Annotated in this window: 17 protein-coding genes and 1 tRNA gene; 2 read left to right on the forward strand and 16 right to left on the reverse strand. The window is 33.0% G+C overall.

Annotation, left to right across the window (positions count from 1 at the left end; genetic code table 11):
- Nucleotides 1–387: 387 nt before the first annotated feature.
- Entirely contained in the window at nucleotides 388–1,893 is a 1,506-nt protein-coding gene (locus KPL55_RS19655; protein ID WP_216308454.1) for an alanine/glycine:cation symporter family protein, read from the forward strand.
- Between the two features lie 90 nt (nucleotides 1,894–1,983).
- Here KPL55_RS19655 and KPL55_RS19660 read toward each other — a convergent pair whose 3' ends face one another.
- From KPL55_RS19660 to KPL55_RS19670, 3 genes are all read right to left on the reverse strand, one after another.
- On the reverse strand, nucleotides 1,984–4,215 hold the full coding sequence (locus tag KPL55_RS19660) for an SPFH domain-containing protein (RefSeq protein WP_216308455.1): 2,232 nt from the start codon (nucleotides 4,213–4,215) through the stop codon (nucleotides 1,984–1,986).
- Nucleotides 4,216–4,354: 139 nt separating this feature from the next.
- A tRNA-Lys gene (locus KPL55_RS19665) sits at nucleotides 4,355–4,431 on the reverse strand.
- A 124-nt stretch (nucleotides 4,432–4,555) separates the two neighbouring features.
- On the reverse strand, nucleotides 4,556–5,116 hold the full coding sequence (locus tag KPL55_RS19670; protein ID WP_216308456.1) for a nitroreductase family protein: 561 nt from the start codon (nucleotides 5,114–5,116) through the stop codon (nucleotides 4,556–4,558).
- A gap of 166 nt (nucleotides 5,117–5,282) precedes the next feature.
- Between KPL55_RS19670 and KPL55_RS19675 the strand changes: the two genes are divergently transcribed.
- Complete coding sequence (locus KPL55_RS19675; protein WP_216308457.1) at nucleotides 5,283–6,926, forward strand: methyltransferase domain-containing protein; 1,644 nt, start codon at nucleotides 5,283–5,285, stop codon at nucleotides 6,924–6,926.
- A 120-nt stretch (nucleotides 6,927–7,046) separates the two neighbouring features.
- On the opposite strand, the gene nadE is transcribed toward KPL55_RS19675, so the two are convergent.
- The 13 genes from nadE to KPL55_RS19740 all read right to left on the reverse strand — a co-directional run bounded on the left by nadE (nucleotide 7,047) and on the right by KPL55_RS19740 (nucleotide 19,520).
- Nucleotides 7,047–7,847, reverse strand: a complete 801-nt coding sequence (gene nadE, locus KPL55_RS19680) for an NAD(+) synthase (RefSeq protein ID WP_216308458.1) — start codon at nucleotides 7,845–7,847, stop codon at nucleotides 7,047–7,049.
- Nucleotides 7,848–7,979: 132 nt separating this feature from the next.
- On the reverse strand, nucleotides 7,980–8,855 hold the full coding sequence (rnfB, locus tag KPL55_RS19685) for an RnfABCDGE type electron transport complex subunit B (RefSeq protein WP_216308488.1): 876 nt from the start codon (nucleotides 8,853–8,855) through the stop codon (nucleotides 7,980–7,982).
- Nucleotides 8,856–8,884: 29 nt separating this feature from the next.
- Nucleotides 8,885–9,466 carry an electron transport complex protein RnfA gene (locus KPL55_RS19690; RefSeq protein WP_216308459.1) on the reverse strand — a complete coding sequence of 194 codons (582 nt, stop codon included), beginning with the start codon at nucleotides 9,464–9,466 and terminating at the stop codon, nucleotides 8,885–8,887.
- On the reverse strand, nucleotides 9,466–10,089 hold the full coding sequence (rsxE, locus tag KPL55_RS19695) for an electron transport complex subunit RsxE (protein WP_216308460.1): 624 nt from the start codon (nucleotides 10,087–10,089) through the stop codon (nucleotides 9,466–9,468). The genes KPL55_RS19690 and rsxE overlap by 1 nt, the downstream gene beginning before the upstream one ends.
- A gap of 1 nt (nucleotide 10,090) precedes the next feature.
- Nucleotides 10,091–10,675, reverse strand: a complete 585-nt coding sequence (locus KPL55_RS19700) for an RnfABCDGE type electron transport complex subunit G (protein ID WP_216308461.1) — start codon at nucleotides 10,673–10,675, stop codon at nucleotides 10,091–10,093.
- 5 nt (nucleotides 10,676–10,680) lie between these two features.
- On the reverse strand, nucleotides 10,681–11,670 hold the full coding sequence (locus KPL55_RS19705) for an RnfABCDGE type electron transport complex subunit D (RefSeq protein WP_216308462.1): 990 nt from the start codon (nucleotides 11,668–11,670) through the stop codon (nucleotides 10,681–10,683).
- Entirely contained in the window at nucleotides 11,667–13,007 is a 1,341-nt protein-coding gene (gene rsxC, locus KPL55_RS19710) for an electron transport complex subunit RsxC (RefSeq protein WP_216308463.1), read from the reverse strand. The genes KPL55_RS19705 and rsxC overlap by 4 nt, the downstream gene beginning before the upstream one ends.
- Nucleotides 13,008–13,083: 76 nt before the next feature.
- Entirely contained in the window at nucleotides 13,084–13,503 is a 420-nt protein-coding gene (locus tag KPL55_RS19715) for a SoxR reducing system RseC family protein (RefSeq protein ID WP_216308464.1), read from the reverse strand.
- Between the two features lie 619 nt (nucleotides 13,504–14,122).
- The gene (locus KPL55_RS19720) at nucleotides 14,123–15,817 is read right to left on the reverse strand and encodes a M3 family oligoendopeptidase (RefSeq protein WP_216308465.1); all 1,695 of its coding nucleotides are present in this window, start codon (nucleotides 15,815–15,817) and stop codon (nucleotides 14,123–14,125) included.
- Between the two features lie 50 nt (nucleotides 15,818–15,867).
- On the reverse strand, nucleotides 15,868–16,503 hold the full coding sequence (locus KPL55_RS19725; RefSeq protein WP_216308466.1) for an aspartate/glutamate racemase family protein: 636 nt from the start codon (nucleotides 16,501–16,503) through the stop codon (nucleotides 15,868–15,870).
- A 9-nt stretch (nucleotides 16,504–16,512) separates the two neighbouring features.
- A complete protein-coding gene (locus tag KPL55_RS19730; protein WP_216308467.1) occupies nucleotides 16,513–17,139 on the reverse strand; it encodes a cyclase family protein in 627 nt (208 codons plus the stop codon).
- A gap of 14 nt (nucleotides 17,140–17,153) precedes the next feature.
- Nucleotides 17,154–18,665 (reverse strand): glucose-6-phosphate dehydrogenase, encoded by a 1,512-nt coding sequence (gene zwf / locus KPL55_RS19735; protein ID WP_216308468.1) that lies wholly within the window; start codon nucleotides 18,663–18,665, stop codon nucleotides 17,154–17,156.
- Nucleotides 18,666–18,839: 174 nt separating this feature from the next.
- Nucleotides 18,840–19,520 (reverse strand): fructose-6-phosphate aldolase, encoded by a 681-nt coding sequence (locus KPL55_RS19740; RefSeq protein WP_216308469.1) that lies wholly within the window; start codon nucleotides 19,518–19,520, stop codon nucleotides 18,840–18,842.
- Nucleotides 19,521–19,523 lie beyond the last annotated feature (3 nt).

Raw genomic sequence — 19,523 nt, forward strand, 5'->3', positions numbered from 1 at the left:
AGTGGTAAACTTTTTCAGTAGCAAAAATAGTAAAGTGGTAAACTTTTTCATTGTCACTACTGGTAAACAAATTCAGTAGCAAGTGGTAAAGAAATTCGTTGACATTCACACCAATATGTTTACCATAATATTTTTATTTCATAATAATTCAACAAAATTTCAATAATATTTCAATAATATTTATTTATTATTATATTATATAACTTTTCGAAAAAAATACATTAAAAGTAAAGTCGTTTTATCAATATGCATTTTTTGTTATATTATAAGCTTTTGCAATATAATTCGTGCATATTTCTGTGCATATTCTTGCAATTTTTTCAAAATTGTGATATAATTATAACTATACTTTTTTACACAACGATTTGTAACTATTAGGAGGAATTTATGGAATTTTTTATCAATAAGTTAAACGGACTAATTTGGAGTAACGCTCTAATCTTTTTATGTCTAGGCTCAGGTATTTATTTTTCACTTAGAACGAGATTTATGCAAGTAAGGCATCTTAAGCACATGGTAAAACATTTATTTACTGGAGGAGACTCCAGTCACGGGGTGTCCTCCTTTCAAGCCTTTGCAATGTCAGTTGCTGGTCGTGTTGGCACAGGTAATATAGCCGGAGTTGCTACTGCAATAGCTATGGGTGGACCTGGTGCTATTTTCTGGATGTGGACTATATCATTTCTTGGCGCAGGGTCTTCATTTATAGAATGTACTCTTGCCCAAGTTTATAAAGAAAACGTCGATGGAGAATATCGTGGAGGGCCTGCATACTACATTGAAAAAGCTATGGGCTTAAAATGGTATGCAATTACATTTGCGGCTGTAACCGTAATTGGTATGGGGTTTTTCGCTCCAGGAGTTCAATCAAATAGTATTGTGGCTAGCGTAAATACTGCATTTGGTATTAGTCCAGTTATAACTGGCTGTATTGTAGTCGTATTACTTGCTTTTATTGTATTTGGTGGTACAAAGAGACTTGGAAAAGTTGCAGAAATTGTAGTGCCTTTTATGGCACTTGCGTACATATTAGTTGCATTAACAGTACTTGCATTTAATATTACGGCCGTTCCTCATATGTTCTCTTTAATAATTAAAAGTGCTTTTGGCGCAGAGCAAGCTTTTGCAGGAATCCTTGGAGCTTCAATCCAATGGGGAGTTAAAAGAGGAATATATTCAAATGAAGCTGGACAGGGGACAGGCCCGCAATCAGCTGCTGCTGCCGAAGTATCTCACCCAGCTATACAAGGATTAGTACAAGCTTTCGCAGTTTACTTTGATACATTATTTGTATGTTCTGCAACTGCATTTATGATTTTATCAACAGGTAAATATAATGTTATAAACCCAGCTGGTGGATTTCTAGTAGAAAACATTCCAAAAGTAGCAATTGGACCGGGGTATACTCAAATGGCAGTTGGTACAGTTCTTGGAAAATTTGGAGCCCCTTTTATTGCAATAGCATTATTTTTCTTTGCAATTACAACACTTATGGCATTCTACTATATAGCTGAAACAAACTTAACTTATTTATTTAAAAATTCTAAATATAGCAAGTTCGCTACTAATATTCTCCGTATAGGAATTCTTGCTTCAACATTTTATGGTTCTATTAAAACAGCAGAAATTGCTTGGGCACTTGGTGATATTGCTGTTGGAACAATGGCATGGCTTAATGTTATTGCTATACTAATTCTTGGAAACGTCGGTCTTAAAGTTTTAAAAGATTATGAAAAACAAGTTAAAATGGGAAGAGATCAATCAACATTTATATTTGATCCTCAAGAATTAGGCATTAAAAATGCAAATGCTTGGTACAAAGTTAATGAAAGAAAAGTTGTAAGAGATGAGAAAGAAGAACAAGATATAATTGATGAAGAAAATAATTCTTAATAATTAATTTCTTATTAAATACAATAAAAAAATCCAGTAGAATACTGTTATTCTACTGGATTTTTTTATTGTATTTTAATTAACTTTTCACTATTTAATTTCCTCGGTATTTATTTCTTCAGCGCTCATGTCATCTATACCCTTTGGAGAGAATGAACTTCGTTCACTTGCCATATTTGCAAGTACCATACTCATTATACCTTCCATTGCATTGGGGGTTTTCCCATCAGTTCCTCCCATTATTATAGTTTGAGGTACAAGTGGTGACTTGCTTATTTTTAATGCATCTGCAAATGCTATCATTACACTCTGTTGCACTTGTAACTCTGGACCACCGTATGCTTCAACTAATGCTCTTGCAGCCTTACCCTTTGCAATACCAACCTTTGTTTCTTGCTCAGCAGTAGCGTCCGCAACGGCTTTAATGTTTAGTGCTGTTGCCTTACCTACTGTTTCAAGTTTAAATGCCTCTGCACTTGCTTGTAGTTCTACTTGTTTAGCATTCGCAGTTGCTGTTAATTCAATTGTTTTAGCTTGAGCTGCCGCCTGAGCTTCTCTAGTATATCTTTCAGCATCAGCCTCTTGTGTTCTTTTATATTTGTCTGCTTCAGAAAGCTTCTGCGTTTTTAATGCTAACTGCTCTGCAAGCCTTAATTCAGATTTACCTTTATTATCAGCTACCTCTATATCAATACTTGATTGAGTAAGCGCTGACTGAGCCATTGCTTTTGCCTGAGCTTCATTAAGCTCTCTTTGCTTTTCAGCAGATTTTTGCTTTGCCTCATTTGTCTTAATTTCTTCCATCGCTACTTGTCGATCTCTTAACTGAGCGAGTATTTTTTCAATTCTTGTATCGCTAGAAGATGCTGCTGGTGTTCCAATTAACACTTCTTGTAGCTCTAGATCATATAACTTAAATTTACCTGTCATTTCATCTGCTGCTTGTTGTTGAATTTGACTCCTATCTTGAACCAATTCTATAAGTGTTTTTGTTTGACCAATATTTTTAAAGTATCCAGCTATCATCGGGTCAAGAGATTGTTCAATAAGCATTTTAATATCTCCAAACCTTTGTATAACTGATGATGCTTTTCTATAATCAATATTAAATACTACAGTTAGTGGTAAGTTAGGCTCAAAAGCATCTTTAGTTATTAAACTGATTTCTTTTAAGTTATCATCTAACTTGTGTACCCCAGTTTGACCACTAATCCACTTTAATATTACATTAGTAGTTGGAACTGGCACAACTTTACCTGCATAAGTATTAAATGCATACTTACCTGGCATCATAGAATCTTTCCATATGCCTTTTTTACCTTGTTCAACAAGCTCGCCGTGAGAATAACCCGTACCTGAGACATCTTCACCCTTGTCGCCAAAATAACTTACAACGACTCCTACATATCCAATATCTATTATACTTTTCGGTACTATATCAACACTTGCAAACATTCTATTAATGAAATAAACTCCATCCGTAAGTACTTGCATCTGTTTGCCTTTTCTACCGTCAGCCGCCAAAAATTTCTCTGGCTCCTGAAAATTATTGTGATAGAACTCATTATCTATACCATCTCCAACAATAGGTGCTATAATCGCTCCATTGTCTGGTGTTGGTCCTTCATTAATAGTTACAATACCTATAGTATCTCGGCTAACCGTTTTGTTAGCTATTTTATTATATACACCATCTATTTCACTGCCATCGCCCTGCTGGCTATATTGATCAGAAAGCTTTGAACTTGATATAATTACAGGATTAAATCCACCTTCCTTAGCCAAGTCGCTTCGCATAGTTTCTATTTGAGCAGTTTCATCCTTTGAAGTAAATATAGAATGTACCCTATCTTTCGTAATTATAATAAATTGTGCTAAATTAAATGCATAAGTACCCTCACGAAGAATTTGTCTTTGTGGTCCTTTTTGTCCACCATTGTTTAAAAATGCTATAACATCTTGGAATGACTTGCTCTGGGGTATAACCTTCCCTAAAGTTTGACCATCCCCTAAACTTTCTCCGGACCTTGAAAATACATAAGCTATTTGACCTTGTGGTATGGTTACGAGCCTTACTTTCTTAACTTTGTACTTGAATGGTGTTTTGAAGTGGACACCGGCTCTTAATACTCCTGGCTGGTAACCAGCTTCACCTTTTAGTGCAATAAGACCATCAGCAGGTACTGAACCACCAGAGCTCCACCACTTTTCAACGATACCTACTTCATCTGTTCCTATACTTGTAAATCCTATTCCATAAGCAACTAATATTAATGCAACTATAACTATACCAGGTATAATAAGTACTGTGTACGAAAACATAATTACCCCCCCTTGATTTATGATCCAATATAACAATTCAAACCATATTCCAATATTAACACATTATTGTATTATATGTTAGTGTTATTAATTTACTCTACGAAAAAAAAATCAAGATCATAAGATCTTGATTTTTTTATGGTGCTCCATCAGGGAATCGAACCCTGGACACCCTGATTAAGAGTCAGGTACTCTAACCAGCTGAGCTAATGAAGCATGTTCGACTTTCGACAACTTCTATATTATATATTATATTTACGCGTTTGTAAATACTTTTTTAAAATACGTTTTATTATCATGAAAAATTCAACAGAATTATCTTTTCTGCTGAATTTTATTATTATTTTATATAGTTTACTGTATATTCTTTTCTTGCTGGTGCATTAGTTATCTCAATTTTTTTATATCCAAGACAAAATGAGTGTATTTGTTTAAATCCTTCTGGTATTTCTAGCTCTTTCAAAAATTTTGCTCCCTCGTCACTATTTAATAAGTACGCTATAAATCCAACCCAACATGAACCAATTTCTAAGGATTCTGCAGCAATAAGCATATTTTCTACTGCCACTGCGCAATCAACTGGCGCTGAATCATTGGTGACATCTCCTGATACTATGACAACTGTTGGTGCATTATAAAATACATGGAACTTTTCATTATCAGCAAGTCTTCTAATATACTCGTTATCTGATTTTCTTGCGACTTCTTTAAATGCAACACTTAACCTATCTATAATATCTTTTCTTTGTATTATCGTAAAATGCCATGGCTGCTTATTACTAGCACTTGGTGCATAAATACCGGCATCTATTATATCTGTCAAATGTGAAGAATTAATTTGTTCTGGTAAAAAAGCTCTTGTACTTCTTCTATTACTTATGTTTTTTAAAGTTTCATTCATTTTGAAATCCTCCATTATATAATATATTTTTTAATGTAATTGTCCTAATTATATCATTATACTTTAATAATACTATTATTTTATTTATTAATAGCATGCATCACACTAAAAAATGAATCTATGATATAATTAATATCACTAAATTTAAACATAAGAGGTGTAACAAATGATAGAACTAAATGATAAATCAGAAATAAATAATAAAATTACAGCTTTCATAGAAAGCCTAAAAACTTCAGATGATAAACAGAGATCTGCTATAATAAATAAACTTTCCCTAGATTATAATAATGCAATTCCCATGTTATGGTCAAAAATAATAACAGAGGAGAACCCAAGAGCATTGCTTTCTGTTATACGAGACATCTTAAAGAAAGAAAAACCAAGAGGTATGTTCAAAAGAACTATTGGTAATTCAAAAGAAAAACTTAGCGCTCTTCTTAGCCATTCTGATCCAAAGGTGAGAAAGAATGTATGTGGAGTTATTGGAGAACTAGCAGATCCGTCATATTTAGAGGCCTTATATAATGCTTATAATTCTGAGGATAAACTATTTGTAAGATATTCCTATGTACTTGCAATAGGAAACTGTGGTAGTGCTGTTGACGGTGAAAAGCTAAAAAAAATGTTTGAGGACGTAGTTGCAAACGAAAAAGATAGTATGGAAGATGATACACTCGTAACAACAAATAAACATATAAATGAAGAGAAACTTGCCCTTACAAGGGCAATCGATAAATTGTCTCCTACTGTGCACCATGAATTTAAGGGATTTGACACTCCTGTACCAATGCTACTTACAATTATGAATTATCAATATCAGCTTACTTTAACTGAGCTTGACGAGAAATGGATAGATGGAAAAATAGTGGATGATGGTATACTTATTAGCGAAAAAGATTTAGAAAAGATCTATACCTGCCGTACTTTTTATGAGCTTTTGTATCCTTTAGCTGACTGCGTTGATCTTGAATTTAATTATAAAATAATAGCTGCGGAAATTATTAATGCAGATATTGTGGGTTTTTTAAATAATTGTCACGCTAATGATGCTAATGCCCCTTTTGGATACAGAGTTGAATTTAAAACTATGGATTTAAATAGAGAACGCTCAGAATTTGTAAAAAATCTTTCAAGAGAAATCGACGAACTTTCTAATGGAACTCTTAGAAATAGCCCTTCCGCATATGAAGTTGAAGTTAGGATAATTGAAAGAAATAACCTATGTAGCGTATATGTTAAACTATATGCTTTCAAAGACAATAGATTTGACTATAGAAAAAACGATTTGGCTACATCCATAAATCCTATAACTGCAGCTATTGCAATAAAATCTATAGAAAGATGGCTAAACCCTAATTCTAAAGTTATAGACCCATTTTGCGGTGCTGGAACAATGCTTATTGAAAGAGCTAAATTAGGAGAGTCTGAGTCATTAACAGGAGTAGACATATATAGAGAGGCAATATCCGCAGCTACAATTAATTCTAAATTAGCTAATGTGGATATAGACCTTATAGCGGAGGATATATTAGAATTTATTCCTTATGGCCAGTTTGATGAGATGATAACAAACATGCCTTTCGACAATAAGTCAACCACTCATAATAAGTACGTTGACTTATATACTGAATTTGCGAATAAAATCTCTGAATTTATAAGACCAGGAGGAATGGCATTTATTTATACAATAGAAAAACAATTATTTAAAGATGTCCTAAGTGGTCATGATGAGCTTGAATTACTTCAAGAGATAAAAATTGAGAGTGGTAGACTTACCCCTCATATATTTGTGCTACAAGTTAAATAGTTCACATTAAGATCCCGAGTATTTAAACATACTAAAAAAAACAGATGCCCTAAATATGAACTGACCTCTGTCTACTTGACAGAGGTCAGTTCATATTAGGTGCATCTGTTTTTTATTTTATTAGATCCACCAAGTATCTTTTGGCGAAACTGGAGAATTCCTTTTATGTTTAGATATTGTATATAATCTAATTATTTTCTTCTCGTATTCTTCTGAGATATCCTCACCTCTTAAATACATACACACCTGATGATTTAGTTCAATTACTTCCTTTTGATTTGATCTATTATCCCATACACCATTTGTAGTAGGTTTATTAATTATAGAATTTGGTGCATTAAATATTTTTGCCATTTCGTATACTATGCTTTTTGTTATTCCCTCAAGCGGTTGTATATCTGCTGAATTATCACCATACTTTGTTACCATTCCAAGGGTTAGCTCAGCAGCATTTGTGTAACCAGCAACTAAAACGTCATAAACCTCAGCTATCCTATATAACACAGTCATTCTCATTCTAGATTTTGTGTTTCCTATATCAACATTTGAAGATGGTAAATCACGCATGAGCTCAATAGATTCGATTACAGGACCCATTACATCATAGCTTTTAAATACATCAGGTTTTATAATTTCTTTTGCAAGTTCTACATCACCTATGTCTGATTTAATTCCAAACGGAAGAGATAAATTAATTAAATATAATCCTGATTTTTTAATAAGCATACTTGTAACAAAGCTATCTACTCCACCTGTCAGATGACAGACATAACCTTTTTTACCAGTGCTCGTAGCATAGTCCTTTAAAAATTCAGAGATTTTATCAATCATTCTATAAGCATACTTTTCATCTGATTCATTTTTGAGAGGACAAGGTATAGCAAATTCCTGCATTATTTCTTGTTGTCTAATTTTATTCATATCCAGCCTCCTTAAACTTGTTTATACTTTAAGTATAACACATAATATTCTATTTTTACCATAATTCCAAGCTACATCAAGACTAAAAATCATTATTTTCTCCATTTTATAAAATAGAAAAAGTTAACAATATTAGTTAGCGAGGGTTTTATTTTTATATGATTCTGCAGCTATTGTACTACTCTTATTTTTATCAATTTTCTCTATTGAATTCTTAATAGCACCTGTTGGACATTTATATAAACAAGTAGATTCACTACACAATGAGACACAAATCTCGTTGTCTACAACCGCTAGATTGCTTTCAATTTTTATTGCACCGTGCGGACAATTTTTAACACAAATTCCGCACCCAATACATCCAACTTTGCATAGTTTACGAGTTATAACTCCCTTATCTTTTGAATTACAGTTCATTGCAACAGGAATTCCAATGGGAACTAATTCGATAACTTGTTTTGGACAAACTGTTTTACATTTTCCACACCCTGTACACTTTTCATTGTCAATAATAGGTAATCCACTGTCGCTCATTGTCATTGCATCAAAAGGACAATTTTTAACGCATGTACCAAAACCGAGACAACCATGCTTACATCCCTTTGGTCCTCCCTGTAATAGTGTTGCTGCAACGCAGTCTTGTACTCCCTTGTACTCATACGCTTTAGCAGCTTTATCTACGCTACCTGCACATTTTACAAAAGCTACTTTTGGCTCCATTTTGTCAGCCACTTTACCAGTTAATTCTGCAACCATTTTTGCAATAGCAGCTTTACCTGGAACGCAAAGATTTGGTGGTACATCTGCATTTATAACTACAGCTTCTGCATAAGCCATACAACCAGCATATCCACAGGCTCCACATTGCCCTTTTGGTAATATATCTTCTACAATATGAATCAATGGATTTACTTCAATGTAGAATTTTTTATTGGCAAACGCTAAAACTAAACCAAACATCAGTCCAACTAATGTCATTACAACTATAACCGCAACTGCAATTTCAATATTACTCATATTATTCACTCATCTCCTATCTAAACTGATATCATCCCAGAAAACCCTAGGAAGGCTAAAGATAACATACCCGCTAAAATAAACGCTATGCCTAGGCCTTGTAATGGTTTAGGCACATCAGCTAATCTTAATTTCTCTCTTAAACTTGCCATAAGTACTATTGCCAAAGCGAAACCAAGTCCAGCACCGACTGCCGCTACCGTACTTTCTAAAAATGAATAATTATTCTCTACATTTATAAGTGGCACTCCAAATACAATACAATTTGTAGCAATTAGTAATAAATAAATACCCCACATATTATATAAAGTAGGTGCATGTTTTTTAATTATCATTTCTAAAAGCTGAACAAAACTAGCAATCAAAAGTACAAAGACTGCCGTTGTTAAAAATGTCAAATGAAATGGCATCAATACAAAATGATATATTACCCATGCTAGCATGGAACTTAAAGTCATAACAGAAGTTACAGCCATTCCCATACCAATAGAGGCATTTAGACTCTTTGAAACTCCAAAGAAAATACAAAGTCCTAAAAATCTTGTCAAAACAAAATTATTTACTACTATGTTACTGGCAAGCAGAGTTAGATAATGACCCATTATATCTCACCTCTTTCAAGTTTAGCTTTTTCCATATGGTCGGTCCACATTTTAAAACCTGCTACCATGTAACCTATTAGTATAAATGCACCTGGCGGTAAAATCATGATAAGCGCTGGATTATACCCAGATCCAAGTACTTTTATTCCAAAAACAGCTCCCGTACCTAGAAGTTCACGAATTATACCGATTGATAAAAGTGCAAGAGCAAAACCACATCCCATTCCTAATCCATCGAAAAATGAAGGAGTCACTTTGTTCTTTGAAGCAAAAACCTCTGCTCTAGCTAAAATAATTGCGAATACAACAATCAATGCTAAATATATACCTAGTGCCTTATAAAGAACCGGTAAATACGCCTGTAATACTAACTGCACTACAGTAACAATTGTTGCAACTGAAGTAATATACACAGGAACACGAACCTTAGGGTTTACTATATTTCTAGTAATTGACACAACAGTATTATTTGCAGTTATAACAAACATTACTGCAAGGCCCATAGTTAATGAATTTATCGCGCTACTAGTTACCGCGAGCGCTGGACAAAGACTAAGTGCTAGAACAAAAATTGGATTCTCCGCTATGATTCCTTTTTTAAATATATTCCATAACTCTCTCATGTTATTTCCCCCTTACATACTGCGATACTTGCTCTACAGCTTCTTTAATGCCTTTTGTTACCGCTTTAGAAGAAATGGTAGCACCAGTCATAGCTTGAATATTGTCAACTTTTGTAACATCTTTTACAACTTCTAAGTTTTTTGCTGACTTATCTTTAAATTGACTTTTAAAAGGATCTTTACTTGCGTTATCACCAAGTCCAGGTGTTTCTTTACTCTCTAATATGTCAAAGTTAATGATTTCCCCTTGGGTTGTAACAGATACAAGCATTTTAATTGCTCCGCCATATCCTTTACTTTCCGCTGGAACAACATATGCAATTATTTTTCCATTTTTTTCTGCTGTAAACCATTCTTTTTTATTTTTAACTGGATTAAACTTTTGTGCATCCATAACCAATGACTTCATTGAATCAGTCTTAATTTTTGCTGAGGTTTTTACAGCAACTGGTGCTGTTATGAAATATGTTGCTGCAATAATTGCACCTGATACTAAACAAGTAACTGTTAAATTCATAGCAATTTGGTAAATAGTATATTTTTTCTCGTGATTAATCTTCGGCATAACATTATTCTCATCTGACATTTTCACTACCCCCTTGCTCCAAATTTAATCGGCTTCATAGAGCGATCAATAAGCGGTACTACTGCATTCATGAGCAGTATAGAATAGCATACCCCTTCTGGGTAACCGCCCTTAAGTCTTATTAGGACAGTAAGTGCTCCAACTCCAATAGCAAAAACCATCTGTCCCTTCTTTGTAATAGGAATAGTAACCATATCTGTAGCCATAAAAAATGCCCCTATAACAAGACCTCCGGCCATCATATGAAAAAGTGGATCTCCACTAAATAACCCTGTTGGTCCACACACCCATGTCAAAATACCTACAGTTCCAATCATAAATACAGGAACTACCCAATTTGCATATCCTTTATAAATTAAATATATACCTCCAATTAGTAATAAAATTGTTGAGGTCTCACCAATACTTCCATTACGGACACCAATGAACATAGCTTTATACATTTGAGGTGCACTTCCAAAAGTATCAATTAGTTTCGAATATCCTTGCTGTTTCAATATATTGAGTGGTGTTGCAGAAGATACAACGTCAACCTTTCCGCTCAAATTTGTCCAAGTTGTCATTGCAACTGGCCATGATACCATAAGAGCAGCACGACCTATATGTGCTGGATTAAAAATATTATACCCAAGACCACCCATGGAATGTTTTGCTATTACAATAGCAATAAATGATCCAATTATGGCCATATAAGCTGGAATTGCTGGAGGTAAACACATTGCAAGCAATAGTCCTGTCAAAAATGCACTTCCATCAGTTATAGTTATTGGTTTTTTTCTAAGTTTTTGTACTATATATTCAAAACCTACAGCTGACAAACTCCCCGCAAGCAATATTATCAAAGCAGAAATTCCAAAATGATAAATTGCAAAAAGTGAAGCTGGAGCGAGTGTTATACTTACAGTCCACATAATTTTTGATATAGATGCTTCTGCTCGTATATGCGGAGACGTAGAAATTGTAAAGATATTATCTTGTATTTTTATTTCACTCATTTAGCTAGTGCCTCCCTTTTTTTTGCAGCATCTGCATTGTTTTTCATCTTACTGTATCTAATATATTGAACAATATTCCGCTTAGCAGGACATACATAAACACAACTCCCACACTCAGCGCAATCAAAGAGATTTTGTTCAAGTTTTGCTTCCTCATACATGTCCCTTTCTCCCAAAATACTAAGCATACTTGGATTAAGTCCACAAGGACAAACAGTCAAACATTTTCCACAACGAATACAGGGAGATTCCGTGCCCTTATTAATATCCTTTTTGCTTAACCCTAAGATTCCAGAAACACCTTTAATAATAGAAACTCCTAAATTAGCTTGTGCAAATCCCATCATAGGGCCACCCATAATAATTTTAGCTGGTTGTTCTACAAATCCACCACAATTGGCAATAGCATCTTCAAATGTTGTTCCTATTCTAAGCAAAAGGTTTTTAGGCTCTTTTATAGCACTTCCACTTATAGTTGTTACTCTTTGAATTAAAGGAATTCCATTTACCACAGCGTCACAAATCGCAACTACTGTACCTACGTTTTGAACAACTACACCTACATCCATTGGTAAACTACCTGACGGAACCTCACGTCCTGCTATTACTTTGATAAGCATTTTTTCAGCTCCTTGTGGATATTTTGTTGGAATTGCCTTAACTTCAACTCCTACTTCTGCTTCAAATGCTTTTTTCATAGCAATTACTGCACCAGGTTTATTATCCTCAATTCCAACATATGCTTTCTGAACTCCAAGAACCTTCATAACTATCTTTACGCCGATAACAATCCTATCAGAATATTCAATCATCATTCTGTCATCTGCAGTTAAAAATGGTTCACATTCTGCTGCATTCAAAATAAACAGATCAATTTTCTTTCCTTTTGGTGGAGATAATTTTACGTGTGTTGGGAACGTAGCTCCTCCCATTCCAACGATACCTGCTTCCTTAATTATATCTTTTATTTCACTGTCATTTAGCTTCTCCCAGTCTCGAACAAAAGGGATTCCACTTGTCCATTCATCCTTTCCATCATTTTCAATAAAAATAGAAAGACACTTCCCAAATACAGGATGAGGATATAAAGCCACATCCTTAACCATACCTGATATCGAAGCATGTGCTGGGCTTGAAACAAAAGCTGTACTGCTTGCTATAACCTGTCCTTTTTTTACATAATCCCCCTTTTGTACAACTGGTGTACAAGGAGCACCTATATGTTGACTCACGGGAATAACAACCTTACTTGGTAATAAGCCTGTTTCTATGGGTTTGCCTGCAGTCAAACTTTTATTACCATTTGGATGTATTCCTCCACGAAAACTTTTTATCACTTTTCAACACCTCTTTTAGCATATTTAAAATACAGTTAATTATATTAAAACCTTAATAATCAAAAAAAATCCTACATTAAGATAGAATTTGAGTAATCACAGGTTGCATTTTATCATTATTATGAGCAAACTTATCAAATAGTTTTATATTTATTATTGATAATATGAATGTTAGTATTCCGCCTGCTATTTGAAAGCCTTTCACAGAAAACCCAAATTTTTTAGCAATTACTTGTCCAACATAAACACCAAATGCAACTACAATAAGAGGGGCTATATATACAACAAATGCTGCCATTAACATATTAGTTTCTTTTATTTGAAAAGCAATTCGTTGTCCGATTTTAGCTCCAAGTAAATTTTTAGCCTCAATTACAACTGAACTATCCCCTGGGCATGCACCACAATTTTTACATTCATTATGCCTACCTACTTTTACTTTAGCAATGTTATTTTGAGATATCTCTATTATAATTCCTTCTTCTTCTTTTACCATCTTTACAGCTCCTTTTGGGCTACAATACTGATTAAATTATAAAATCTCCACAAAATTCCTACATATACTAGAACCGCTTAAATTAAATATAAATTTCAACTTCCATTACTCAAGATAGGTTTATTTGATGTAAATGTCAATAATAATTATTTTTTTAACAATTAGTCATTTTTTGTCCTACTTACTTTATATAATAAGAAACTCCTTTTAAAATTAGTACAGCATATTTTGTAGAACTTTGCTGTTTACATTTTATATTCCTCTGTACTAATGTATTTAGGGATGTAAAATCACACTATCCCATTGTCACTTTAAAATATCTACTCCTTCTGTAATAATTATTCATTTCAGTACTATAACAGTTTTTATAATAATTTATTTATTATATGAAGAATTTTTGGTATTTCCCTTATACTTTGTTATTAATTTAACTAACCGCTATAACTCACTGTACAAGCCATTCATAGCATATCTCCGCCCTGTAAAGGCTAACAAATATCACATAATATGTCCCCAAAAACCTCATAACTAATCTAACATATAACAAAAAAATCCAGCAGACTAATAATCTACTGGATTTTTCATTTATTAAGATACTTATAAGTATTATTTAAAAAGTTTATAGTAATGCATCATCAACAATATTAAGCCAATTTTCAATGTTATGCATAACTGATTCTATACAGCCATCACCAAATGGTGATTTTAGATTTGCAAGCTCTACTAATTTTAAGAAGGATTTGCTTCCACCCGCATAGCAAAGGTTCATATAATCAGTCCATGCATTCTCTTTGTTATCCTTAGCTTTCTGCCAAAATTGGAAAGCACATACTTGAGCTAATGTATAATCTATATAATAGAATGGTGAACCAAAAATATGTCCTTGTTGATGCCAATATCCACCTCTTTCTAAATAATCATTTTCCCCATAATCCCTATGTGGTAAGTATTTCTTTTCTATTTCTCTCCAAGCACTTTTCCTTTGAGCAGGAGTTGCTTTTGGATTATTATAAACATAATGTTGGAACTCATCAACCGTTACCCCATATGGCAAGAATAAAACGGCTTCACTTAAATGATTAAAAGTATATTTTAATTCTTCTTCCTTAAAAAACAACTTCATCCAGGGCCAGGTTAAAAACTCCATACTCATTGAGTGAATTTCAGCGGCCTCATTAGTTGGGAAGTTATATTCAGGCACTTTATAATTCCTACTGCAATATGCTTGAAATGCGTGTCCTGCCTCGTGTGTTAATACATCTATGTCACCTGAAGTTCCGTTAAAATTTGAAAATATAAATGGTGATTTGTATTTTCCTATAAATGTACAATAACCACCACCTGCTTTACCTGTTTTACTCTCTAGGTCCATGAGTTCATTATCAATCATGTAATTAAAAAATTCCCCTGTTTCCTTTGACAATTCTTCATACATTTTTTTACCATTACTAATTATCCACTGAGGATTACCATGTGGCTTTGCATTTCCAGTTTTAAAGCTTATTCCCTCATCGTAATAATATAAATGTTCTAGACCTAGGCGTTTACATTGTCTCCCTCTTAATTTAGTAGCCACCGGAACAATATTATCTTTAATTTGTTTTCTATAATTTGCTACCATTTCTGGATTATAGTCCGACCTAAGCATACGATCGTACCCAAGTTGTACAAAATTTTCATATCCTAATTTTTTAGCTATTTTAGTTCTTACCTTCACAAGCCCATCATAAATTTCATCAAAGATTGTTTCATTTTTAGAAAAGAAAGCATATTTAGCTTCATTAGCTCTTTTCCTCATATCTCTATCAGTAGACAATCTAAATGGAGTTAATTGGGATAATGTTCTTTCTTCACCTTCAAACATAATTTTTGCAGAAGCTATCAATTTAGTATATTTACTATCTAACTTATTTTCTAGTTTTAGATCTTCAACAATATCTTGTGAAAAAGTTTTTATATTCAAATTGGCCATATTAAAAAGTTGAATACCCCACTTTTCCTCTAATTTAGATCTAAATTTTGAATTAATAAGAACATCATAATATAACGCAACTAACCCTTCATATATAGGCATATTTTCATCAAAGAAATCTTGTTCTTTTTCATAAAATGAATTTGTAGTGTCCACAGTATGACGTATTGTAACTAGTTCGGCCATAGATTCAATTTCACTTCTTAACTCATTAATTTCCACCATTACTATATTTGCATCCTCAAAAGTATCACAATTATTAAATTTTATTAATACTTTATTAAACTTTGCTTCTAAATCCTTCATATCTGGTCTTTTATACAACATTTGTGTAAATTTCATTATATTCACCTCTCTTAATATTATATTTTATTTATATTTGGCAGTTTTATTCATATCATTTTATACATTAGTTCTGCTGGATCAAGAATAGGGATAGACGTACACTTTCTTAATTCATCATAAATATATGGAAAGTGAGTGCATCCTAGAATAATAACATCTACTTTTGCACTGGAATAAAACTCCATTAAACTTCGTAGTGCAAATTTTCCAACTATTTCAATTGCAGATATACCTTTTTCGATATCCACAACCATTGGTAGTATTCCTACTCCAATAACATTACAACTGGGATTAACTGATTGTATAACTTTTTCAATACCTGCTGAGCTTTTATTATTAGCTGTTATAACACCAATACTATTATAATCAAAAGCAATTTTTTTATAAATATCAAAGGGAGTTATTATTCTTATGCCTTCTTCTCTAGATAACCGTGCCATGTCAACTGCAGCACTTAATGAATTGCAGTATACTAATATTGTGTCAATCATTTCATATTTTGTTTTTTCTATTATATTTCTAACCTTCTCCTCAAGATCAAGAGGAGACAATATCTGAATTTTAGATTGCTCCTCTGGGCATGTTGACACCGAATATCCTATTGCTATAACTCCTTTCGAAGATAGAAATTCTACACCCATTTTAGTATCTACAGGGGTTCCTGCAATTACAGCAACTTTCATGTTACTCACCTATATTAGGTCTTTTATTAATACTATTCTAGCAGGAGCACCATCTACTCCCTTAATTTTAAGTGGTAGCGCGCACATGAAATATTCCCCCGGAGCAATATCTTTTAACCTTACACCTTCAATTATAGTTATACCATTATCAAAAAGAACTTTGTGAGTCTCATGATCCGCCTGAGCCCTCTCTATTCCAAAGGAGTCTATAGCTACTCCAATTATTTCTTTCTGCGCAAGGTATTCCGCTCCACTTTTTTCAACATAAACAAAATCAGGTTCATATTTTTCTGTAAAAGAATTTTTAGTTTTAAGCAATAAGAATTCGCCATACTTAATATTTTTATTAATAAGATCCTCTTTTGTTATCTTGTCAATTACATTTGTTAAATCCAGAACTCTACACTTTGTTATTAATTTATTAAGTTCAACAGACTCGATTGTTGCTCCCATATTATCTACGTGATATGGGGCATCGATATGTGTTCCAGTATGTAAATTCATATACATACTAGACTCATTAATGCTATCTTTTGGAATTTTTCTTTCAAATTTTATAACAGGTCTTTTTTCCTCTATATTTTTATATACTCCCATTTCTTTTTCAATAGTCATTGATATATCATATATTATCATATGTTACCTCCATTTTAGTCAGAAGCAGTGTTCCACCACTGTCTACCATCCTTTTCAATTAAATCTATTGCCGCTAGTGGACCCGCAGTTCCCGCCTTATAATTTGGATAATTTAATGCATTATTACTGTTTTCTATTCCCTTTTCAATACTTTCTATAAATTTCCACGAATATTCGAGTTCATCCCACCTTGTAAACAAGGATGTATTATTTCTACTTGCTTCAAGTATTAACCGCTCATAAGCCTCTGGTGAATCATTCACATACTTACAACTTTGGCAATAATCCAGTTCTACCTTTTCCATCTTAAACTCGTTACCAGGTTTTTTAGCATTAATGCGAAAGAAAAAGCCCTCTTCTGGCTGAATTTTTAAAACTAAGAGATTATGACCAATTTGATCAAATTCCTTATAATAATTAATTCCAGGAAGTTTTTTAAACTGAATAACAATTTCTGTACTTTTAGTATCCATTCTTTTCCCAGCTCTTATATATATAGGCACTCCACCAAAACGGAAATTATCAATATAAGTTTTAATGGCTATAAAAGTATCCGTATTTGAACTTGGCGACACATTTACTTCTTGCCTATATCCTACCATTTCCACATCATTAGATGTCCCTTCACCATATTGACCACGAACAATGTCCTCATTAAAAGATTCCTGAGTAAATGGTCTAAGAGACCTTAAAACCTTAACCTTTTCATCTCTTATAGATTCTGGACTTAAATCTACAGGCGGCTCCATTGCAATCATAGTTAACATTTGCAATAAATGATTTTGAAGCATATCTTTTAATATACCAGCATTTTCATAATATCCGCCTCTATTTTCAACTCCTAAAAGCTCATTAGATGTAATTTGAATATTATCTATATAGTTTGCATTCCATAGTGGTTCAAATAATGAATTTCCAAATCTGATTGCTAATATATTTTGAATCATTTCTTTCCCAAGATAGTGATCTATTCTAAATATATCCTCTTCATGTATTAACTTTGATATATTATAATTTAAGGTTCTAGCTGTTTCTAAACTCGACCCAAAAGGCTTTTCTACCATTATCCTCTGCCAACCAGTTGATTTTTTCAGCATGTCATTATTCTTCAAATTTCTAATTATCCCTTCGAAAAACTCAGGAGCAACTGCCAAATAATATAACCTTTTTCCTCCTGTTAAATATTTAGTATCCATCTTTTCCAAAAATAAATCTAAATTTCTATACCCCTTATTATCTGAAGTAAAATCAAAATTTTTATAAAAGATTCTTTTACTAAACTTATTCCATAACTTATCATTTAATGAAAACCTACAAAATTGTTTTGCTGATTCATACATTTCATCTCTATATTGCTGATTTGTTTTTTCTCGTCTTCCTATTGCCACGATTGTAAAGTTTTCTGGTAATCTCTCCTCATACATCAAACTAAATATAGCGGGAATGAGTTTTCGTTTCGTCAAATCACCAGTTCCGCCAAAAATTACAAATATACTAGAAAGATCTATATCTATATTTTTATCCATTCGAGGTTCTCCTTTCTAATAATTTATAAGAATAATATACCACAAAATTACGAAATACGTATACCTTATTTTGTAAGCATTTTATCTAGAACATATATTATACCATATCCATAATATCACAGTCTAAAAAAGCCAACTTGTAAAAAGAAATTACAAGTTGGCTTTATTTATATCCTATAAGTCTACAATAGATACACCTTTTCCGAATACAGTTTCAAAATCTCCTGCAAAATCCTCAACAGCCTTATTAATTACTGGCATTTCAAGAGCAGCATGTAGTAGTGCTGGCTGAACTGTGGCTGTTTGAGCACCACATTCAAATGCCGAATTTACCTGCCCCATATTTTTAAAGCTTGCGGCGAGTATTATAGTTGAGTAATTATACTCTCTAATCATACTAGCAAAAGTTGTAATAACGTCTTGAGGATCAATATCCATGTTTTCCATACGGTTATAATATGGTGCTATAAAATCTGCACCAGCCTCCATTGCAAGTAATCCTTGCACCTTGGTATAAATTGCAGTTGCAGTAACCCCAACACCTTTTAATTTTAATCCCCTAATAGCTTTCAACCCTTGTTCAGTTACTGGAATCTTTATAAATACCTTATCATCAACATTTTTAATTATAGCCTCAGCTTCTGCCATCATGCCTTCATAATCCTTAGCGACTACTTGAATATGTAATGATTTATCCATTCCTATAATCTTTCTAATTTCTTTGAAGTGGTTAAAAAAATTAATTTTACCCTCTAGTTTAATAATGCTAGGGTTACTTGTAATTCCTACAATTTTGAAAAACTCACTATAGTGCTTAATATCATCTATATTAACTGTATCAAACATATACTCCATTTT

Origin of the sequence: Clostridium lacusfryxellense (assembly GCF_018861735.1) — a bacterium.
GTDB classification, from domain to species: domain Bacteria; phylum Bacillota; class Clostridia; order Clostridiales; family Clostridiaceae; genus Clostridium_AD; species Clostridium_AD lacusfryxellense.